18 protein-coding genes are annotated in these 19,749 nt (G+C 42.3%); all 18 read right to left on the bottom strand.

The annotated features are described in order from the left end of the window. Window positions 1-46: 46 nt before the first annotated feature. The 18 genes from EDD60_RS04620 to EDD60_RS04705 all read right to left on the bottom strand — a co-directional run bounded on the left by EDD60_RS04620 (window position 47) and on the right by EDD60_RS04705 (window position 19,605). On the bottom strand, window positions 47-1,621 hold the full coding sequence (locus EDD60_RS04620; RefSeq protein WP_132226242.1) for a recombinase family protein: 1,575 nt from the start codon (window positions 1,619-1,621) through the stop codon (window positions 47-49). A gap of 3 nt (window positions 1,622-1,624) precedes the next feature. Further along, entirely contained in the window at window positions 1,625-2,038 is a 414-nt protein-coding gene (locus EDD60_RS04625; RefSeq protein WP_132226243.1) for a recombinase, read from the bottom strand. Window position 2,039: 1 nt separating this feature from the next. Then, entirely contained in the window at window positions 2,040-3,602 is a 1,563-nt protein-coding gene (locus tag EDD60_RS04630) for a recombinase family protein (RefSeq protein ID WP_132226244.1), read from the bottom strand. Between the two features lie 60 nt (window positions 3,603-3,662). Then, window positions 3,663-3,881, bottom strand: coding sequence for an SHOCT domain-containing protein (locus EDD60_RS04635; RefSeq protein ID WP_132226245.1), 219 nt, complete (start codon window positions 3,879-3,881; stop codon window positions 3,663-3,665). Window positions 3,882-3,937: 56 nt separating this feature from the next. Then, window positions 3,938-5,890 (bottom strand): DNA polymerase, encoded by a 1,953-nt coding sequence (locus EDD60_RS04640; RefSeq protein WP_132226246.1) that lies wholly within the window; start codon window positions 5,888-5,890, stop codon window positions 3,938-3,940. Window positions 5,891-5,953: 63 nt separating this feature from the next. Continuing rightward, on the bottom strand, window positions 5,954-6,133 hold the full coding sequence (locus tag EDD60_RS04645; protein WP_132226247.1) for a hypothetical protein: 180 nt from the start codon (window positions 6,131-6,133) through the stop codon (window positions 5,954-5,956). Between the two features lie 81 nt (window positions 6,134-6,214). Next, window positions 6,215-6,763, bottom strand: a complete 549-nt coding sequence (locus tag EDD60_RS04650) for a DUF2815 family protein (RefSeq protein ID WP_132226248.1) — start codon at window positions 6,761-6,763, stop codon at window positions 6,215-6,217. A gap of 5 nt (window positions 6,764-6,768) precedes the next feature. After that, entirely contained in the window at window positions 6,769-7,899 is a 1,131-nt protein-coding gene (locus tag EDD60_RS04655; RefSeq protein WP_132226249.1) for a DUF2800 domain-containing protein, read from the bottom strand. After that, on the bottom strand, window positions 7,892-8,260 hold the full coding sequence (locus tag EDD60_RS04660) for an rRNA biogenesis protein rrp5 (RefSeq protein ID WP_132226250.1): 369 nt from the start codon (window positions 8,258-8,260) through the stop codon (window positions 7,892-7,894). The genes EDD60_RS04655 and EDD60_RS04660 overlap by 8 nt, the downstream gene beginning before the upstream one ends. Next, window positions 8,257-8,451, bottom strand: a complete 195-nt coding sequence (locus tag EDD60_RS04665) for a hypothetical protein (protein ID WP_165973123.1) — start codon at window positions 8,449-8,451, stop codon at window positions 8,257-8,259. The genes EDD60_RS04660 and EDD60_RS04665 overlap by 4 nt, the downstream gene beginning before the upstream one ends. A 228-nt stretch (window positions 8,452-8,679) precedes the next feature. Beyond that, window positions 8,680-9,552, bottom strand: coding sequence for an N-acetylmuramoyl-L-alanine amidase (locus EDD60_RS16560; protein WP_132226251.1), 873 nt, complete (start codon window positions 9,550-9,552; stop codon window positions 8,680-8,682). Between the two features lie 3 nt (window positions 9,553-9,555). Then, window positions 9,556-9,972 carry a phage holin family protein gene (locus EDD60_RS04675; protein ID WP_132226252.1) on the bottom strand — a complete coding sequence of 139 codons (417 nt, stop codon included), beginning with the start codon at window positions 9,970-9,972 and terminating at the stop codon, window positions 9,556-9,558. Window positions 9,973-10,043: 71 nt separating this feature from the next. Further along, window positions 10,044-11,909, bottom strand: a complete 1,866-nt coding sequence (locus EDD60_RS04680; protein WP_132226253.1) for a DUF859 family phage minor structural protein — start codon at window positions 11,907-11,909, stop codon at window positions 10,044-10,046. 13 nt (window positions 11,910-11,922) lie between these two features. Continuing rightward, window positions 11,923-12,477: a hypothetical protein gene (locus EDD60_RS04685; RefSeq protein WP_132226254.1), complete on the bottom strand. Its 555-nt coding sequence runs from the start codon at window positions 12,475-12,477 to the stop codon at window positions 11,923-11,925. Window positions 12,478-12,492: 15 nt separating this feature from the next. Then, the gene (locus tag EDD60_RS04690) at window positions 12,493-14,307 is read right to left on the bottom strand and encodes an autotransporter outer membrane beta-barrel domain-containing protein (protein ID WP_132226255.1); all 1,815 of its coding nucleotides are present in this window, start codon (window positions 14,305-14,307) and stop codon (window positions 12,493-12,495) included. A gap of 11 nt (window positions 14,308-14,318) precedes the next feature. Next, window positions 14,319-15,776, bottom strand: a complete 1,458-nt coding sequence (locus tag EDD60_RS04695; RefSeq protein ID WP_132226256.1) for a phage tail spike protein — start codon at window positions 15,774-15,776, stop codon at window positions 14,319-14,321. After that, the gene (locus EDD60_RS04700; protein WP_132226257.1) at window positions 15,773-16,423 is read right to left on the bottom strand and encodes a hypothetical protein; all 651 of its coding nucleotides are present in this window, start codon (window positions 16,421-16,423) and stop codon (window positions 15,773-15,775) included. Before EDD60_RS04700 ends, EDD60_RS04695 begins: the two co-directional genes overlap by 4 nt. After that, a complete protein-coding gene (locus tag EDD60_RS04705) occupies window positions 16,420-19,605 on the bottom strand; it encodes a phage tail tape measure protein (RefSeq protein WP_132226258.1) in 3,186 nt (1,061 codons plus the stop codon). The genes EDD60_RS04700 and EDD60_RS04705 overlap by 4 nt, the downstream gene beginning before the upstream one ends. Between the last annotated feature and the right edge of the window lie 144 nt (window positions 19,606-19,749).

The following is a 19,749-nucleotide window of genomic DNA, read 5'->3' on the forward strand; positions in this document are numbered from 1 at the left end:
ACACCCTGCATTGCTGCAAGGTGTCCGTATCATATTCCATATTCAACTATCTCTTAAGTTCGAGTGTCATGCCAGATTTGAATTCAAATATAAGCTTGTCATCAAAAACCGTAATCTTCTCAATAAGCCTTCTGACCATCTGCTCATCATACTCTGTAACTCGATTTGTCTGCGTCTGCAGGAACTGTCGCATCTCATCGATTCGTTTTCTTAACATTTCCTGTTCAGCATCCCTGGTAACAACCGCTGCCTTCTTTTCCCTTAAGGCATCAATCTCATTTGCAATCACATCGTACTCGGCATTCTTGTTCACGCACATTACAAGCTTTTCCTGAAGTTCTGCCATCCTTTGGTCAATGTACTCAAGTGTTGCAGTAGAGTCCCCATTCAGTACATCTTCGATATTGTGCTGCAACTGTACCAGGAACTGTTCTCGTCCGCCAAGGGTCTTATTGATGGCTCTTACCGCTGCATTCTGAAGTTCAACTTCACTGATGGCATCGGCATCGCATCCTTCTTTTGGACCCTTTTCAATTCGGCTGGCGCATCTCCATTTGTTGTAGGATGCACCCCTAGCCTTCCAAGCCACTCTTCTAAAAAGATCTCCACATTTACCACAGTAGACAATGCTCGATAACGCATACTTGCTACTGTAGACTCTCTTGGTCTTTCCACCTTCTGTTTTAAGGTGTGCCCTGCGAAAGAGTTCTTCCTGCACCTGCATGAACAGCTGTCTTGGAATAATTGCCTCGTGGTTGTTCTCAACATAATACTGTGGAACAATGCCGTTGTTGGATACTCGCTTTTTTGTAAGAACATCAACCGTGTAGGTCTTCTGCAAAAGGGCATCACCCATGTACTTCTCGTTGGTAAGTATCTTTCTGATGCCGTCCCCACGCCACTTCTTGTTCCCGGTTGCTGTAGGAATGCCATCTGCCATAAGTCCGTCCGCTATGGTCTTAAGGCTTGCTCCTTGCAGATACTCTCGAAAGATTCGTCTTACAATGATTGCCTGGTCTTCATCAATGATGAGGTGTCCGTTCTCGTCCTTTGTGTATCCCAAGAACCAGTTATGATTTACCTGAACTTCTCCGTTCTGGTATCGGAACTGAAGTCCCATCTTAACATTCTTGGAAAGGGATTCTGATTCCTGCTGTGCAAGGGAGGCCATAATGGTAAGCAGTACCTCACCCTTGGAATCCATCGTATTGATGTTTTCCTTTTCAAAGAATACTGGCACGTTCTTTTCCTTCAGCTGTCTTATGTACTTAAGGCAGTCGAGGGTGTTTCTTGCAAATCGGCTGATCGATTTTGTGATAATCATGTCGATTTTGCCTGCCATCGTATCTTCAATCATTCGATTAAATTCTTCACGCTTTTTGGTGTTTGTACCGCTGATACCGTCATCAGCATATATCCCGGCAAACTCCCATTCAGGGTTCTTCCTTATGAATTCTGTGTAATGCTCAACCTGTGCATCATAGCTTGTAGCCTGTTCCTCGCTGTCTGTACTTACTCGGCAGTACGCTGCGACTTTTAATTTTGGCTTGTTATCAGCAGTGGCTGTATTACCTACACGCTTTCTTGCCGGGATAACTGTTATGTTCTTTGCTCCTGCCATGTGTTATTCCTCGCTCTCTATCAAACTGTAAATGTATTCTGCCTGCTCAAAGGGATCGGCAAAGGTAAGTTCTGCAGGCTTGAATTGAAATGATGTAGGTATCGTAATATTTCTCTCCTTGCACTTTCTGTCAAGCCTTCCAAGGTTGCCTGCCCTTCGTGTCAGTTCTTTCAGAAACCTTTCTATGGTTTCTTCATCAATAATCTGCGGGTAATAGTCAGTCCCCAGATACTTCTTATTGGAAAGCATTCTCTTGACCGTTGCATGGTTCATTTTAAAGCCTGCTTCCTTGGCAGCATCAACCAGTGATTTGCCTTCAAAGTAGTATCTGTAGGTTGCCTTGATCTGCTCGACAGTCGGTTCATCGACTACAGCACAACCTTCAACTATTTTGTACCCAAGTGGTATGTGTGCCATATCAATCTATCCTTTCCTTCAGCCTTAAGCCGAATTTTAATTCAAACTCAACTTCATCCCTGGACAGCACCTTTACCTTTTCCACAAACCTTTCAAACAAGGAATCGTCCCATTCGGTAAACGGCTCTGCTCCGTTAAGAAAGTCCACCAGTTCTTTTAATTTTTGCTCTATCGTATATCCGGCATCGTCCATTCTGTATAACATATCTCGCTTTGCTATCAAGTGTTCGTATTCCGTAACCAGCTTATTATGTGCCTCGGCAAATACTGGTCTTTCAAGATATCCTTTCGTGAGAAGTGTGTTCAGCTGCTTTCGCTGTTCTTCATTGGCAGCTATCTCTTTTTTGATTTCTTCCATACTATGGATGTTCTTTTTTGAATTGCCTGTTGTGATGGCTATAAGAAGCGGTTTCAGCACCAGGTCACTTCCAAAACGCAACTTGTTAAGCATCGTAAGGAAAACTCTCTTCATATCATCATCACGGATGTACTTCATAGAGCAGGACTTTGAATCTTCCAAATGCCCACCGCAGCACCATGCATTGTAGCTTCTCCCGTGTGAAGTGTAATGGTATCTTCGCTTGAAAGACCTGCCACACTCTCCGCATTTGATTTTGCCGGACATCACATATCGGTTCTGATATTTTGATGTATCCTCACAACAATTTCCTTTCTCAAGACCTCGTTGCCTTATTGCTTCCTTAGCCTTCTCAAAGGTGTCTCGGTCAATGATTGCCTCATGGTGGTCTTCACAGTAGTACTGTTCTTCTTCGCCATAGTTTCTTTTTCTCTTGAAGGCTGCATCTGTGATGGTCTTCTGGAAAAGTGCATCTCCTATGTACTTTTCGTTTGTAAGGATGCCGTTGATTGTGCCACCTGTCCACTTGCCACCTTTCTTGGTAGGAACACATTTTTCATTCAGTTCCTTTGCAATGATGTGTGTACTCTTTCCGGCAAGGCAGCCAGCAAAAATCTTTTTTACAACTTCTGCCTGTTCAGGCACAATTACCATCTCACCATCAACATTAGCATAACCATAAGGTGGGTAGGAAATCACATAAGTGCCGTTCTGGAATCTTTTCTTAATGCTCCACTTTTCGTTCTCGGAAATGGAACGTGACTCGCTCTCTGCCATACTGGCCAAGATTGCAAGCATCAGTTCGCTCTCCATTGAGCCTGTATGAATATTCTCTTTTTCAAAAATGATGTAAACATCGTAGTTCAAAAGTTTCCTTACAAGAGCCAGGCAGTCGGTAGTGTTTCTGCTGAATCTGCTGATGGACTTTGTAATAACAAGATCGATAAGACCCTTTTCGCAGTCGTCAACAAGTCTTAACAAGCCATCACGCTTTGTTGTCTTTGTACCGCTGATACCGTCATCGTAGTAAATGCCTGCGTACTCCCATTCGCTATTCGCTTTGATGTAACTTTCATAGTGGTTCTTTTGCGTATCCAGGCTGAGTTCCTGTTCATTGCTGTCGGTAGATACTCGGCAGTATGCAGCAACTCTCAACTTCTTAAAAATCGAAAGGTCTACCTGGTTTATTTTCGTTACATTCTTCACATCAATCACCTCGCTTTCGCATGGACATATTCCCGTAAATACCGATATATATCAAGTCAATTACTGATAAATCTCGCTTAAATACGGAGAGAAAATAAGTCGATTTTTCTCCGAGATTTTGTGCAATTCATCATCAGAAATAAGACCCTTTTCTGCCATCTTACGGACTATCTTTTCAGCAAGAATGAAGTCGAATTCCTGCTGCAGTTCTTCCTGTGTGAACATCTTTGTGTCCGGTTTTGGTGCTACGGCACCTTCTTCTAACTTTGTAATCTGCATAAAAAAGCACCTCCTACCAGGTAGCCTTGGCAGGAGGTAAAAAAGGACGTTTTCCATTAATCTTTCTTATAAAACTGACATTCATAGCCATCGGCACGAAGAAGAAGTCCTTCTGCCCAAGGTGGTGTTCTTCCCATCTGCTCACATACGGCATCAAGGGACATATCCTTTCTGCACTCAATGATGACCTCATCATGCACATGAGCAACGATTCTGCAGCACCTTAATGTCTGCATGGCATACATCAGAACATCTCTTGCGATAGCCTGCGTAATGTTCTCACAGAACTTTGGACCATAGCTTTCGAGCCTTTCCCACTTCTTAGTTCCGCCTACACCTTCATAGGTAACGGACTCGCCACCGAACTGATTCACACCCATCTTAGGTTTTACATACGCAAGCCTTCTGCCGGACGGAAGAACGATAAAAAGGAATCCACTCTCATACTCAAAACGGATACCGTGGGTCTGAGTTGCGATTCTTTTCTTGACGGTTTCCTTTACACAGTTATCAATATCCCACCACAACATTGTGATTGCAGAATTAGAATTTCGCCAGGCATACACAAGTGGCTGCAACTCTTCTTCGGTAAGACCCATTTCAATAGCACCCATAGCTTTCAATGCGCCGACCGAACCACCATAACCGAGTGCCAATTCAGCAATCTTACCTTTCTGTCTTAAGTGACCGTTGATGCCGTGCTTTTCAACAGGTACTCCAAACATCTGTGATGCACTGCTGCAATAAATGTCTTTACCTTCTTCAAACACCTTGATTCTCCATCTTTCGCCAGCAAGCCACGCAAGAACCCTCGCTTCAATAGCAGAAAAGTCAGCAACGATGAACTTGTTATCACCCTGTGGCACAAAGGCAGTACGGATAAGCTGTGACAGGGTATCTGGGATATCATCGTATAAAAGTTCAAGTGCATCAAAGTTTCCAGTTCTTACAAGACCTCTTGCCTCTGCAAGATCTGGCATATGGTTCTGGGGCAGGTTTTGGAGCTGCACCAGTCTTCCAGCAAACCTGCCTGTTCTGTTGGCACCGTAAAATTGAAACATTCCTCTTGCTCTGTTATCCTCGCACACGGCATTTTCCATAGCCGTATACTTCTTCACACTGCTCTTGGCAAGCTGCTGACGAAGAGATAAGACATCAACAAGATGTTCAGGAGCATCTTTCATCATCTCTGCCACCACCTTCTTGCCAAGGCTGTCTGTTTCAAGTCCATTCTTTGAAAGCCAGTTCTTCATCTGCTGTACGGAGTTCGGATTCTCAAGACTGGTAAGTTCCTGCATCTGCTTTGTAAGTGCAGCTTTGCTTTTTTCATCAAAGGCTATTGCATTCTCCACAAAGGTCATATCCACACCGATTCCTCGGTCATTGATTTCCTGGTCTAAGTGATACTCATCCCAGATGGTTTCGCTGACAGGGAATCTTGAAAGTTTCTGCTGGATACCCATTTCCGTTTCAACATCTCGAAGGTTGTATGCCTTGAACTGTGTCCACTTCTCCAAATCGTGATATGGCATATTTCTTGTCCTGCCACCATTGACCTTTGTAGGAGAACATGGAACACAGAAGTATTTGATGAGATTCTTACCTTCTGACAGCTTCTGCTTTTCAAGACCAAGAACGGCTCCCACACCTTCCAGGGATAATGGAAGACCGAGAGTTGCAGCCCATACCATCGTGCAATGCCACGACACAGGATCAAGACAATATCCCTTAAGAGATACACCATTCTCACGCAGATACCTGGATAAGCAGACTCTTTCAAACTGTGCATTGAAAGCCCATTTGATAACTTCATCGTCTGTAAGAGCATCAATAATATCGTCTGGTATCTTTTCTCCCATTGCCAGATCTACAACCTTGACCTCACCACCATCAACGGAATATCCGAAAAGCAGAATCTCGAAGTCATCACTCTCTGCATAACGGTAGACCCCGGACTTCTGCAGACTCACACTTGAAAAGGTCTCAATATCTATACTGATTGATTTCACATTCTCACTTCCTTCCAAAGTAAAACAGACGGCAGAGCATATTCCTCCACCGCCTGCATACTTTTATTCTTCAGTTGTTTCTTCAGCAGATTTTTTCTTTGCCTTATGCTTCTTGATGGAATCTTTGATAAGCCAGATACCATTCATGATGGTACTTACGATTCCGTAGATTCCTGCTCCCATAAAGAAGTAGAAAATGATAATCACATCAATCTGCTTTGCTAATTCATATAATTCGTTCATATCGTTTACCTCATATATTTGTAATAGTTGCAGACGGTGGTGTTTCACACCGCCTGCAGGAAGTTAAAAGGTCAGTTCAGATTAAGATAAGAAATCGTCATCTTCCTCTGTGCTGAAGTCATCAGTTGCAGAGCTACGACCACCAAGGGATTCTCCATCTCTGATCTTCTGAATGTTTCCAAGGCCACAGGCAATACCCTTATTGCCGTTGGAGTTGAATGCATAGAAGTTAAGAGATACTCTTGCATAGCAACCGCTGTAGACCTCATCACGGTCAAGGATAGGCTTTACGGCCTTATCAACAATCTGAGGTGCTGTCTTACTGTTGGCATTGATGAACCAATGTCCGGCATAAGCCTCGTCCTCACGCTCTGTGTCACCATCACGAAGAGGAAGCTTGATAGCTGCCTTGTTAGGTTTCTTGCCACCGAACTTTGCAATGCCTTCTTCAATAGCTGCATCAATTGCATCATTGATAGCCTTTACTGTTTCCTTGTCGTCCTTTGGAATAAGAACAGATACGCTGTATCTTTCAGGTCCACCATTGATAGATGTAGGTTCCCATCCGTGGAAATAAGAAAGTCTTGTGTTCTTGCCTGTGATAACTTTTGTTTTACTTACATTCGCCATAATCGTTAATCCTCCATTTTAAATTCGTTTTTAGCGTCTGATATATTCATTGCCTCTCTCTTATCCGAGTTCGGTACAAGAGTCGGCTTTCCGGGTGGTTTGTAGATAAGGTCACCCAGTACCTTTTCAAATGTTGCTTTACCCATCAGTTTCTGCATCTCTGTAAGAGTAATAAGACTCTGACGGTAAATATCCTTATAGCCTGCTTCCTTGGCTGCTTTGGCAACTGCATCTTCGTCCGTGTACTTACGGACAGAGCGTCCTTCAACAACCTTGAATCCGTTCCACTGCTTGCCGTGGCTCACAGCTGATTCGGTAGCATAAGCCATAATCTCATTTGCCCACTTTGTAAGATCAGGAATGACCGATAAGATTTCTTCGATTTCCCCATCTGTAAGAAGTGGAGGAAGTTTGAATTCTTCCTGTGCAAGCTTCAGCTTTTCTTCTGCTCTTGCTCTGCATCTGACTGCTGCCCTGCAGAATGTACACCACTCGCCGGGACAGTATTCGCCTTCGCCATTCATGGCCATTTCAGCCTTTGGCTTTAATACTTCTTCTGCCCAGGTCTTCAATTCATCAACCGAAATTGTCCAGGTACTCACATTCTCCCTGCGTGGCTGGAAGATGGACATTGACACTTCCTTGATGTCATATAAGCTGTCATAGATTGCAAGGGCACCGAGTGCATAGCATTTCATCTGTGGATTATCTGTTGCGTCTACCAGAACTCCCATGCCGTACTTGAAATCAATGATGTGAAGCTTATCGTCCGAAACAATCACACAGTCTGCTGTACCATAACCATCCGGGACATATTCAGAGAAGTCTACGTGTTGCTCTATCAGCACCAATGGGTCCTTGCAGTTCTGCTTTGCAAGGTCAAGCTGTTCTAAGACAAAGTCCACATATGCATCTGTGTGTTCCTGCATCTCATCACTGTCATAGGATGAAACAGGTCTTTTACTTCTTCTGCGGAGAGCCTTCTTAAGCTTGTGTTCGCACCATGCGTGAGCAGCTGTTCCTTCTTCTGCTGCTTGGCTTGTTTTGTTCTCGAACTCTGACTCAAGGCTTGCACTAGGTGTACAGTTGAGCCATCTGTGAGAACTCGAAGGTGAAAGGAATGCGTGTTTACTCATCTCCAAGCACCTCCGCCTCTTTGATAATTGCTGCATACTGACTAGGGTCGATGTCTGATAACTTGCTACCACCATACTTAGTGATAAGACCCTTTACTTCTGCAGTAAGTCCGTTTTGGCTCTTTTCGGCTAGAACTCCTCTGACATCTTCCAATGTGTAAGTCTTGGCTTTTTCCTTCTTCGGCTTTGATTCCTTTTCAGGAATCTGTGCTACAGGTTCTTCTTTTACTTCAATTGCCTGAACATCGATTGCTTTAATCTCTGTCAATGCATCTGCAAATACCTGCAAGCTGTCAGCCAAAGCACGAACATTTGAAATAACATCAATAAGTGCATCAAGTACTACGGTTACTTTGCTCATGGTCTACCTCCTTCCGTAATCTTTGTTATGGCAAGTTCCTGGATACAGTCACCCAGCACAAGAATTGTGATCTTCTGCTTTTTGCCAAACAGCATCCGCAGAAATCGTTCTCTTAAGGTGATGCTTTTGCAGGAAACCATACCGTTTCTCTGTGGCTTGTCAGAAACACTGATGTGCAGATTGTGTTTCATCGTTAACACCTCCATTTTCGAGAGTTTTTTGTTACCCTCTATCTATTAGCCTTGGGAAGATAGGGAAAAGGACGTTTTTCAAAAAATCTTTTTTTCTTTCGTTCTTTCAATTGCTCTTCCTATCTAGTAGCCTTGAACGAACTGTCAAAAGGACGTAAAAATAAAAAAAGACCTGCCCACATTCAAAAAAGAATGCAAGCAGGTCAAAGCCTTGTTAGTTATTCCGTTTTAAGATAAGATTTCATTTACTCTTTTCTGTACGGCATAGTAATCATAGCCAGCATTTGTAAGTCTGTTCTTACGTTCTGTTCCGTTGCCCCATTTACCATTGATGACTTCTCTTGCAAGTTCATCAACAGTCTTTTTAGCATTCTGTACCGGATAGATTGTTTTTCCGTTTTCGTCAAAGACATAATATCCCTTATTAGAATCAGCACATTTCTTGGCATTGGCAAGTACAGTAAATGCACCTTTCTGTGACTTGGCATCGTTCCAGCTCTTTCTCACACGATAGTAAACCTTCTTTGAAGGTGTCTGTGGAGCAGGTGTATTGTCTGATGCACCAAGTCCTGCTGTAACCTTTGCAGCCAAATCTCCAAGTCTTGAATAAAGCCAGTCACCCGGACATGACTTATTGGCAAACCATCTGTGTACAGTGATTACCATCTCATCTGACTTTGGTGTGTAGTTAAGGGTCTTGTCCTTATCACCAAGCCAGATAAGTTTCTTCTTTCCATTACGCTTGCAGATGTCGATACAAAGCTTAATCAAAGTATCGTAGACCTTGCTGTTCATAGCATATGGAGAATATGTATCACTCGCACATTCGATAGTGACTGCTCTCTGGTCATTGGCATTACTTGAAGAACACCAGGAACGGTTCTTTTCTTCACAGTACATACCAACACGGCCATCAACTCCGATACCATACTGGCAGCTTGCCTGTCTTGATGTAGGGTAGAAAACATTACCTAATGTTTCTACACTGCACTGACCTACAACACAGTGAGGTGTGATACGGTCAATAGAATGTGTTCGCTGTCCTGAATGGTTAGGACTTAATTTGGTATATGAAACCATTGAACTATTTGTGTAACCCATAGATTATTCCTCCTTATCATCTTCTGCACGATCATGCAGCTGTTGTAATACGATTTTTAATTTAGCCGGGATTGGCAATCCAAGATGTCCTGCATTCTCAAGAAGGGATACACCTTCGTTTGAGATATAAAAAAAGATGATCGCTGTACGAAGAACACTTCCCGTACCAATCACCTGAACATCCAGAATGTTTCCTATGCCTACAAGGATAAAAATTAAAACCTTACGGCAGATACCTTTGAATCCAACCTCGCTGGATAATGTCTTATCTGCAATGGCACACATGACTCCTGTGATGTAATCCATCACTACGAAGAGAACCAATGCGATAAGAAGTCCATCACAGCCACCAAGGAAGTATCCAAGCCAGCCACCAATCATAGTGAATACAAACTGTATTCCGTTCCAGAATTCCTTCATGTTAAAAACCTCCGTTTCCTTATAAATTGGTATAAAAAAAAGCACCTCTTTCGAGATACTGAATAACAAAGCTATGCTGTTCGTTTCCACATATAAACAACTAAATAAGGTGGCATATTGTTATGAGCCGTATTTCCACCTTTTGATGAAGTAAGATAACTCCATTCATTTCCTTCAGCAGTATTCGTCTGATTAATCCACCACATTTCCATAGTAGATGATGCACCCATCTCTTTGATAGCTGCACTCGCAGTCATACCTTTTCCAAATACACCAATAAAGTCACTTTTCATTTCACCGTTATTTGTCATGTTATTAAAAAACGGTGTATCGTGAGCATGGCTCGGCATCTCCGCTACAGTCAATTTATGTGTCGCAGCTCCTCCTGTTGCACCGTTTGAGTAAGTAGTTCCTGCACCTAAAAGGAATCTATCCTTTAACTGTGTCCATGTGCCACCAAATAAAGTAGCCGGACTAGTAGAATTAACACTCATATAAATACTTCCGACAGGATAAATACTATCAACCACATAAGCCTTTAGTAGCTTTCCGTAAACCTTCAAATCCCACTTATCTGATAATTCCAAAGTATTGTCATATTCAGAAACCTTTCCAATGGCAATACCTTTTCCACCAGCTTTAAAGTCCATAAGAACTGATGCTGTAGACACAGTGTCTAATACTGTAATCGTTGCAAAAGCATCGGTGATTGTATATTTAATATCATACGATGACTCTGTAGATATTGAACCACCAAAAGTAAAGGCCGTACCCGAAGTAAATGTCTTACTTGCATTCGTCCAGGATGTTGCAGACGATTTCTTGTAGTAGGTTGCTGTTGTTACTGTATTCTTGCTACTGCATGATGAATATCTGAACGAAAGTAGACCTTTAATATATGTTCCTGCATCCTGAACAGTACCGGAACTGTTGCATCTCTGCGAACTGTGACTTGATACTACTGGCAAACTGTAAGCAACAACTGAAATAGAAACTGTCTTTTCATCTGATGTTCGACCTCTTGAATCAGTAACCTTTGCTGTAAAAGTAATCGTTCCAGAAGTAGTTAAAAATCCCGTTGTAAAGGATGATGCCGTAGATGAAAAACCACCACCGGAAATACTGTAGGAACTGATAGTCGAACCCTGTGCTCCTGCTGCACCATTTATCTTAAGTGTAGCCTTTGATTTTCCCTGAATATAAATACCCCAATCAGATGGTACATCACCATCAACTCTTGTTGCTGTAACACTCGTTAAAGTAGGTTTGACTGAATCAGGAACTTTTAGAGTAGCCGTAATACTCTTTGAGCCAATCTTCGTACTTCCGTTATAGGTATCACAGGTAATTATCACTGTACCAGAAGTCGAACTCGGTATCTGCTGTGCAAGGGTTAATGAAGGCGTCCATGATACAGATGTAGAGGTAGTCTTACTTGTAATCGTTCCTGTAGCAGAACCAAAGGCATATGAAAGTGTATGAGTAAAAGAACTGGATGCCCTTGAAATAGTAATAGTTGACGCACTTCCCATAGTGCCTGTGCTCATACTGATTGATGATGCTCTTGGAATTGTTGTAAGTGTATGCGTTCCACTAGCTGTTACGCTGACAGCATAAGTATAAACACCTGCTTCACAGCTTAGACCAAATGATTTAGTACCATCTGCATTATGCGTAATCTTTATCGTCCCTGATGCAACTACCGTACCGTTATATAGAGAGATACGAGAATCTGTTGAGGTGGAATAAACTGTTGTACCATTTATAACCGCCTTAAATCCTCCGGCCTTTACCCATCCTGATGCAGAGCCTGAACCTTTTAGTGTCCATGATAACGTTGAAGTATTATCAGCAATACTTTGGCTTGAAATCGACCACGATAGAGTAACCGAACGGCCTTGATTTTCATTTGTGGTAATACTTCCGCTTGATGCCATAGGCTATTCCTCCTTAACTTGTACCTCTCCATACGATAGAAAGGTTACCTGATGATCTTGGTATAAAATCAAACCATCCCCTGGATGCATTTCCAAGGGACAGCTTGTTTCTTATTTCTGCATTTGTGATAACCAGACTGTTGTTTGAAATATATGCAATCTTCTGTCCGTTTTCCTTGAAAGCAAGTTCTTCATTGGATAGTTCTGCAGTAAAAGCATTACCAACCCTTCCAAGTTCAATAAGGGCTCCCTTGAATCGTATATACTCTTCAAGCAGTTCCTGATTGGTTGCCACGTTATTTTTTATTTCATCCGTCACGGCAGTGAAGTCCATTCGTATTTCACTACTATTCTGCGTGATGCTTGACTGAAAGTCCTTCTGTATGGATTCCAATTCTGATTTCTCAATGTAGGTATCGTGAACGGTACTTAAAATCTCGCTTGATGTCTTTGTGATTTCTGAATAGCATTCATGAACCTGCACCTTAAGAGTTGAGATATCATCTAAAGCATCTTCATAAGCCACAACACTCTGAAACGTATTCTGACACGAAGTTAAAAGTGCCATCATTAACACCTCCCATCAGTTAGAAACATCGCACTGTAAAGTAAGCAAACTATCAATATCTGCTGCCGAGAGATAGATAACCTTTCCTGTCTTTGAAAATGTAACTTCCTTGCCATCCTTGTTCTGTGCATACCAGGTATAGGTAAGGCTCTGCTTTTCAGTTGCATTTGCCCATGCTGTTCCGTTATATTTCATCAAAGTCACTGTCTTGGCAGAATGGTCTACCTTATACCAGAAGTCACCACTCTTAGGACTCGATGGTGCTGTTTCACTGATATTGCCTAAAAGAGAATCAACTTCCTGCTGATTTGTTCTTACAATGATGTAGGGAACAAGACCACCAAGATTGTTCTTGACTGTAAATCCACCGATGGAAAGCATCTCCGAAACATACGGATCTGATTTATCTTCGACCGTAATGACATCAACATAATTCTTGCTTGCATAAGTCATCGTACATCTGTAAGACTGGATATTCACGATATCAGAACCTGATACCTCAAGTGTTGCTGCTGTTGCACCACTGATATTTGTCCATGTACCACTTACATATTTTGCCCACTGATAGGTTGCGCTTGTAATAGCTGTTGCACCTACAAATGCAGATGTAGCAAGTGTAAGCTTGCCTGACTGATTCATCACGATTGTTCCATTAGGTGCATAAACAGAAAAGACAACAGCAGATGAGCCGTTACTTCCTGCCTTTGATTTTGTCCAGGTAAAAACTTTTGTAACGGTCTTGCCTGAAATCGTAAATGTAAGTGTGATATCTCCCGTAAGTGTTGTTGCATTTCCAAGGTCAGAAGATGCTGCCACTGATAACACAACCGAGCCTCCTGCAGTAGCCGTTGCAACTGTATTTGATTTAAGGGTAATTCCTGTAGGTAAAGTTCCTACAGCACAGGTACAGGCCGTCTGCGTAATACCAACATAGCCGACAAATGGAATCGTAATAGTTGATGCTGCCGATGTCTTTCCGGCAGATGTACAGGCAATTGTCTGTGTTTCATTTCCAAGAATGACCGAAAGTCCACCACTTCCAGTTGAACCCGTTGACCCTTTATCTCCCTTTGCACCATCATAGATTTTTGAAATCGAAATCGTATCAAAGACATCTGTGTCCGAAGTTGTAACTCTGATCTGTGCCACATTGTTGTTAAATACAGAGTGGGTTGGCTTTACAACCAAAGTACCACCTGCAATGTTTGCATTATCTGATGTGGTTGGATAATCAGTCCAAGCACCAGAACTGTTCTTGTACTGCCATTTGCTGATTGTAACACCCTGAACCTGTGCAGTAAGGGTTGCCTGGTTTGGCCCCACCAATGCAGAAGTCGTATCATACTTAAATACATACGAATCCGATATCACATAGCAAAGCTTGGCATTGCTAGCATTCTTTACAAGTGTGTAGGTTATATCCGCTGAAATATTGACCGTATTCTTTGTTTCAGAATCGTAGTAACTGATATAGCAGATATAGGTAATCATTCCTGAGTCAGAGTCTGCAAGCTTATTATCATTGACTGTAAGAATTCCCTTGTTGACACTTTCACCACTCACAAGACTAGTTTCTGTAGAAACACCATCTTTTCTTTTCCATGAAATCGTTACTCCTGTAGCAGAAAGCGAAATGCTTGTCTGGTCAAGAAAGATAACCGGAGTAAGCACAAGGTTTGTACTTGTCCAGCTTGGAGCATATTCATGTGGCAGTGTATTAGGGTTTTCACTCTGCGTCTTTGGAAGATTTGATGTGATATATGCAGACAGTTTTCGCTGATCAGTGATATCAACAAAGGTCTGCTGACTTGAAGTTAAAATCGTAGCCATGTAATCTCCTCCTATAAAATGACTTCACAATAAAAGGATGCGTTATCACTCACATCCTCAGTTGAAATCGTAATTTGTTTTTTACCGATATGGTTTTTATCCCATTCCTTATCCATCTCCTCGTTGGAAGATTTCCTGTGCCAGACGAACTGTGATGCATCAAGTGTATCTGTAATCTCCTTATCCCAGGAAAACACCCTGCATCGCATTGTGCTTGTCTGACCCTTATCTTTGAAAATACTGACACCATCAACCACAAGTTCAGTTCGATACATCTTCTGTGAATTGATATCATCAACCTTGCCGGATATAATTTCTATCTTTGAAGTCTGCCCAAGAATATCATCTTCAAGTGCTGTAATGTTCTTATCCTGCTTGACTGTGGCAGCAGAAAGACTGACACCACTTGCACCAATTGTGATGGTGTTCCCGGAAGGATTGAGATAATCTCTTGTCCTGCTCATACACAGATAAGTTCCATTGATACCATGAGGTTTCGAGATGCACTCGACATACATCCTTGCATGAATATCTCCGATATCTGCTCCCGTATCAGATTCATCAACAATCGTCAGTTGTATGCTTGTAACACCCTTTACAAGATCAGCAAGTCTTGTCTTTGCCTTCTTAAGAAGATTACCCGGAACAGTCACATCGTCCCAGACTTCCGAAGTCCAAATCCAGCCGATTTCATCCACAGCACTCTGGTCAAAGATATAATTCTTTCCACCATTAACCGATGTGATATCCACTCGTTCATTTGTCTGCTTGTCATTACCGTTCTCGTCCTTTTCGGTCTTTCTTGCACCAAGAGGAACTAACACAGTAACTCGTTCCGTATGATCTCTTGTAATCTTCACGTCAGTCAGGTTCTTTCCAAACTCGACTCTCTGTGTGGATTTGCTTTTGAAGTCCGAAAGATAATCCAGGTACTTACCGCTATCGGTGTATCTGACCTGCAGATATCCTCCGTGCGTATTAATCAGCTTGTTCTTGATAGCATTAAGTGTAGTGGAGTAATCAGAGCTGGAATATGAAATATAATCATTTCCATCTGCTACTGTTACATTGCCAACAGTAAACTTCTTCTGCTCTTCAACCGAACTGTTATGCACCGAAATGAACTGCTCCAAAAGTCCTCGTAACGGCCCCTTATATTCAAATGGTGGCTGTAAGGTGTCTTTCAGATAAGCAAGACAGGACTCACAAGTCCAGGTATGTGTGTTGTAGAAATCACTGCCATTATCCAATGCTCTGCCTTCAAATACAGTTTCATCACCTTTCTTGCAGATGATGACTGATGCCATAGGTTTGATTGTTTCAAGATACGGATGATTGTATGGAGCAGACAGTTTAAGGCTGTCTATGTTTTCTGCCTCTTCTTTTATCTGTGCTGTTGTAATAGCAAGCTTTGAAAGATTCGGATGATAAAACAGATTCCCGTCAATAAATATTCTAAAAAGACTCATAGGCAACCCTCCCTGTATCGGAAGGTAACCGTTCCTGTTGTCTTAACTGTGATGGAGTTATTACCGTGTGCAAGTTCCATTTCAGGGAACTCCCAAGTACCTGCACTGACAGTCTTATGGAATGAATCCGTGCCAATCTTCCAGCTTAAGGTCGTATCGGCGGTCGTTACTACTACCGGAACTACAGGCATATAATCATTTGCGAGAATAACTATTTTATTACCTGAAACAACAAGGTTCGTTTCATCAACATGATATCTGTAGGAATCGGCATCGGAACAGCTGATTACAAGTTCGCCCTTTCCTTCAAGAGGATCATAGGATGTTTCAATTTCCAATGTTCCGATACAGTATAAATCCGGTTCTTCACTTGTAATAACCTTTGCAAGTCTGCCTGCAAACTGATTACTTGTTTCCCTTACAAGTTCATTGAATCTTTCTCTTGTACCAAGCATAGACAAAGAAATAGTAAAGGCTCTGGGCTGGAATGAAACCGAGCCAAGAGCCTCTGTAAATCTTATTGGAGAATTGCGTCCGGGAACTACCACTGTTTCTGACTGAGACTGCGGAGTAGGAAAATCAATGTTTTCTCTAATCCATCCCATACCGGATAACGAAATATTATTGATTTTAATATCCTTTATCATAGTGCAAGCCTCCTTGTTAATTTCTGCTGTTTACCAAGACCATCATCAATAGCAGGAAGTAAATGTCCCACAAGTGTTCCATCTTCAAGATAGATACCCTTGCTGCTGTTGTCTGCTATGACTGCAAGGTATTTTTCCATGCTCGACATATTAAGTCTGCTGTCAAGCATTGCCTCAAGCTGTTTATAGAAAGCAGAAAGAGGAAGGATAGCCTCTGCTCCTGCCTCACCACCAGCCATCAATGAACTGCCATTCATACCAAATGCAGTCGGTTTGGTCATAATACCACCATTCTTATACCAGTCGATAGAAAGCTTAGGAACAGATGGTGGAGCAATGGAAAGTGAACCAGAAACCTTAAAGTGTGGAAGTTTGATGTGGGGCAGAGATATCTTCATACCGGAGAAGAATCCCTTTATTGCATCAACCACAGATTTCACTTTATTCTTTGCTGCCTCAATCGGTGTAGTGATTGCCGACTTGATACCATTCCATACTGATGTAGCCGTACTTTTTATACTATTGAATACGGAACTAATCGTACTCTTCACAGCATTGAACACAGTTGTAACTGTATTCTGGATAGCATTTATCGGAGTTGTCACAGCAGTCTTGATTGCATTCCATACTGTTGTTGCTGTTGAATAAATCGCATTAAACACAGTTGTAACAGTAGTTTTAATTGCATTGATAACAGTTGTAACAACAGTCTTTATTGCGTTCCACACTGTTGAAAACACCGTCTTGATAGCTGTAAGTACTGTATTTAATACTGTAGCCACGGCGTTAATAACAGTAGTTATCTTTTCTTTTATCGCATTGAAAACTGTAATAATGATTTCCTTACAGTTCTCCCATATAAACCTGAACGGCAATGTGATGATTTCAAATGCTGCCTGGAATATTGATGAAATGAACATAATTGCTGTCTGTACGATATTCTTGATGGTTTCCCACAAGTTCGTAAAGAAAGTAACAATTCCCGTCCATAGATTTACAAAGAAATCTCGGATGCCTGTCCACACTTCATTCCAGCTCGTACCGAACCATCCAAGCACCACATTTGCAACGTTCTGAATAACATTCATGTAGTTTGTAAACGTATTCTTGATAAAGTCCCAAACTGAACCGAAGATGCCTTTGACACCTTCCCATACCTGTGACCAGTTTCCTGTAAAGATGCCGATAAATACATCAACAATTCCCAAGATAACACCAAGCACACCTTCAAGGATATTTGCTATCTGCGTGAACACGCCTTCAAATACCGGAGCAAGTACACTGCAGAAAGCATTCCATACAGCCTTTACCACTTCTCCGAAATTCTCGAAATTAAAGCCTAGTGCATTTAATCGATCAGTAATACCCTTTGCGAAGTTCTCAAATACAGCCTTGATTCTATTCCAAATAGCAATGATGTTATTTCTGAAATCTTCGTTGGTTCTCCAAAGATGTACAAACGCACCTACCAGAAGTGCTATCGCAGCCACAACGGCAAGAACCACCGGATTAACACCCATAATAGCCGTACCTAATTTCCCCATCACACCAGACAAGCCACCAGCATTTGCAACTGCTCCAGAAATCTTGAGTCCAAGTTTACTGAAAGCCTGCATGGTGACTCCGACCTTCGATATGACCGTTCCCAGAATGACTAGCACGGGGCCAAGTGCAGCAACAAATAATCCAATCTTTACAATGACCTGCCTTGTACCCTCGTCCAGGTTATTAAGCCAGTCAACAAAGGACTGTAGCTTTGCCACGATATTCTTGATCATCGGCATAAGAGTCTCACCGATAGAAATTGCAAAACCCTCTACTGCAGATTTCAGAATCGTAAGCTGACCTGAAAGGTTATCAAGCTGTGTGTCTGCCATCTGCTGTGCTGCACCACCACTGTTTTCAATGGAAGTCTGCAGTTCATCCCAGGTATCTCCCGTATTAGCTAACAGAGCATTTACAGAAGAAAGATCTGTCTTATTGAAAATCTTACTGATGATATTGGCTTTTTCTTCAGCAGTCATTCCTTCCATACTTGTATTAAGGTCACCAAGTATATCATTCAGACTTCTCATATTACCTTCGGAGTCAAATACAGATACACCAAGTGCATCTATCGTATCCGCTGCCTTATCGGTTGGATTCTGTAATGAAAGAATGACATTTCGAAGATGCGTACCACCTTCAGCACCCTTGATACCGTTGTTGGCAAGAATACCGAGTGCTGTATTAAGTTCTGCTGTACCACCCTTGATGGACTTTGCCGTAGCACCGATAGTAAGAATACCTTCTCCCAACTGACCTACAGAGGTGTTTGTAGAAGAAGCCGTCTTTGCCATCTGATCGACCATCTTGTCAGCATCCTTGGTTTCCATTCCAAGGGCAGACATAGCATCTGTAACCATGTCCGATGCCGATGCAAGGTCAAGTCCACCTGCAGCTGCCAGGTTAAGAACCGTAGGAAGTGTATCTGCCATCTCCTGGGTATCATATCCGGCAAGTGCAAGGTAGTTTAATGCCTCGGCACACTCGCTGGCAGAGAAAGCTGTCTTAGAGCCCATTTCCTTTGCAAGGTCAGATAAGGCATCCATTGTATTAACAGACTGCCCATCAAGTGTTGACATGGAATCCTTGGTAATTCCCATAGTAGCCTGAACCTGGCTCATGGAACTTTCAAAGTCGGCAGCAGTCTTTACGGCAGCACCACCCATTGCAGTAACAGCCGTGGATACTACTGTAACTTTCTTACCGACATTGGTAATCTTCTGTCCGGCATTTTCAAGTTTCTCTCCGACCTCACCAATCTTTGCAAGAGTCTGATTTGCTTTTGACGCCTGTGATTCAAGCTTTTTAAGTTCAGCCTCTGTTTCAGCTATCTCTCTTTGAAGAGCATCATACTGCTCCTGAGTAATCTCACCCTTCTGCAGCTGTTCATTTGCCTGCTGTGCTGCCGTCTTTAAGGTAGCAAGCTTTTCTTTTGTTTCTCCGATTGCCTGTGTAAGAAGTTTCTGTTTCTGGGCAAGCAGAGTTGTATTTGTAGGGTCAAGTTTCAGAAGTTTTTCAACATCCTTAAGAGCAGACTGTGTACTCTTAATCTGTCCGTTGACACCTTTTAATGCTGTTTGTAGTTTAGTGGTATCTCCGCCAATCTCAACGGTTATACCTTTGATTCTATTTGCCATTGGCAGATACCTCCTTTAACGCAAAAAGGACTCCTGCTATAAGCAAAAGTCCCATTGCAATATTATTAGAATTTGTCAAAGTCCTCCTGGGTTGCAACATTGTCATACTTGTAGGAATCATTTCCTTTTTCAGTCCAGATATCC

Origin of the sequence: Longibaculum muris (assembly GCF_004343035.1) — a bacterium.
Lineage (GTDB): Bacteria > Bacillota_I > Bacilli_A > Erysipelotrichales > Coprobacillaceae > Longibaculum > Longibaculum muris.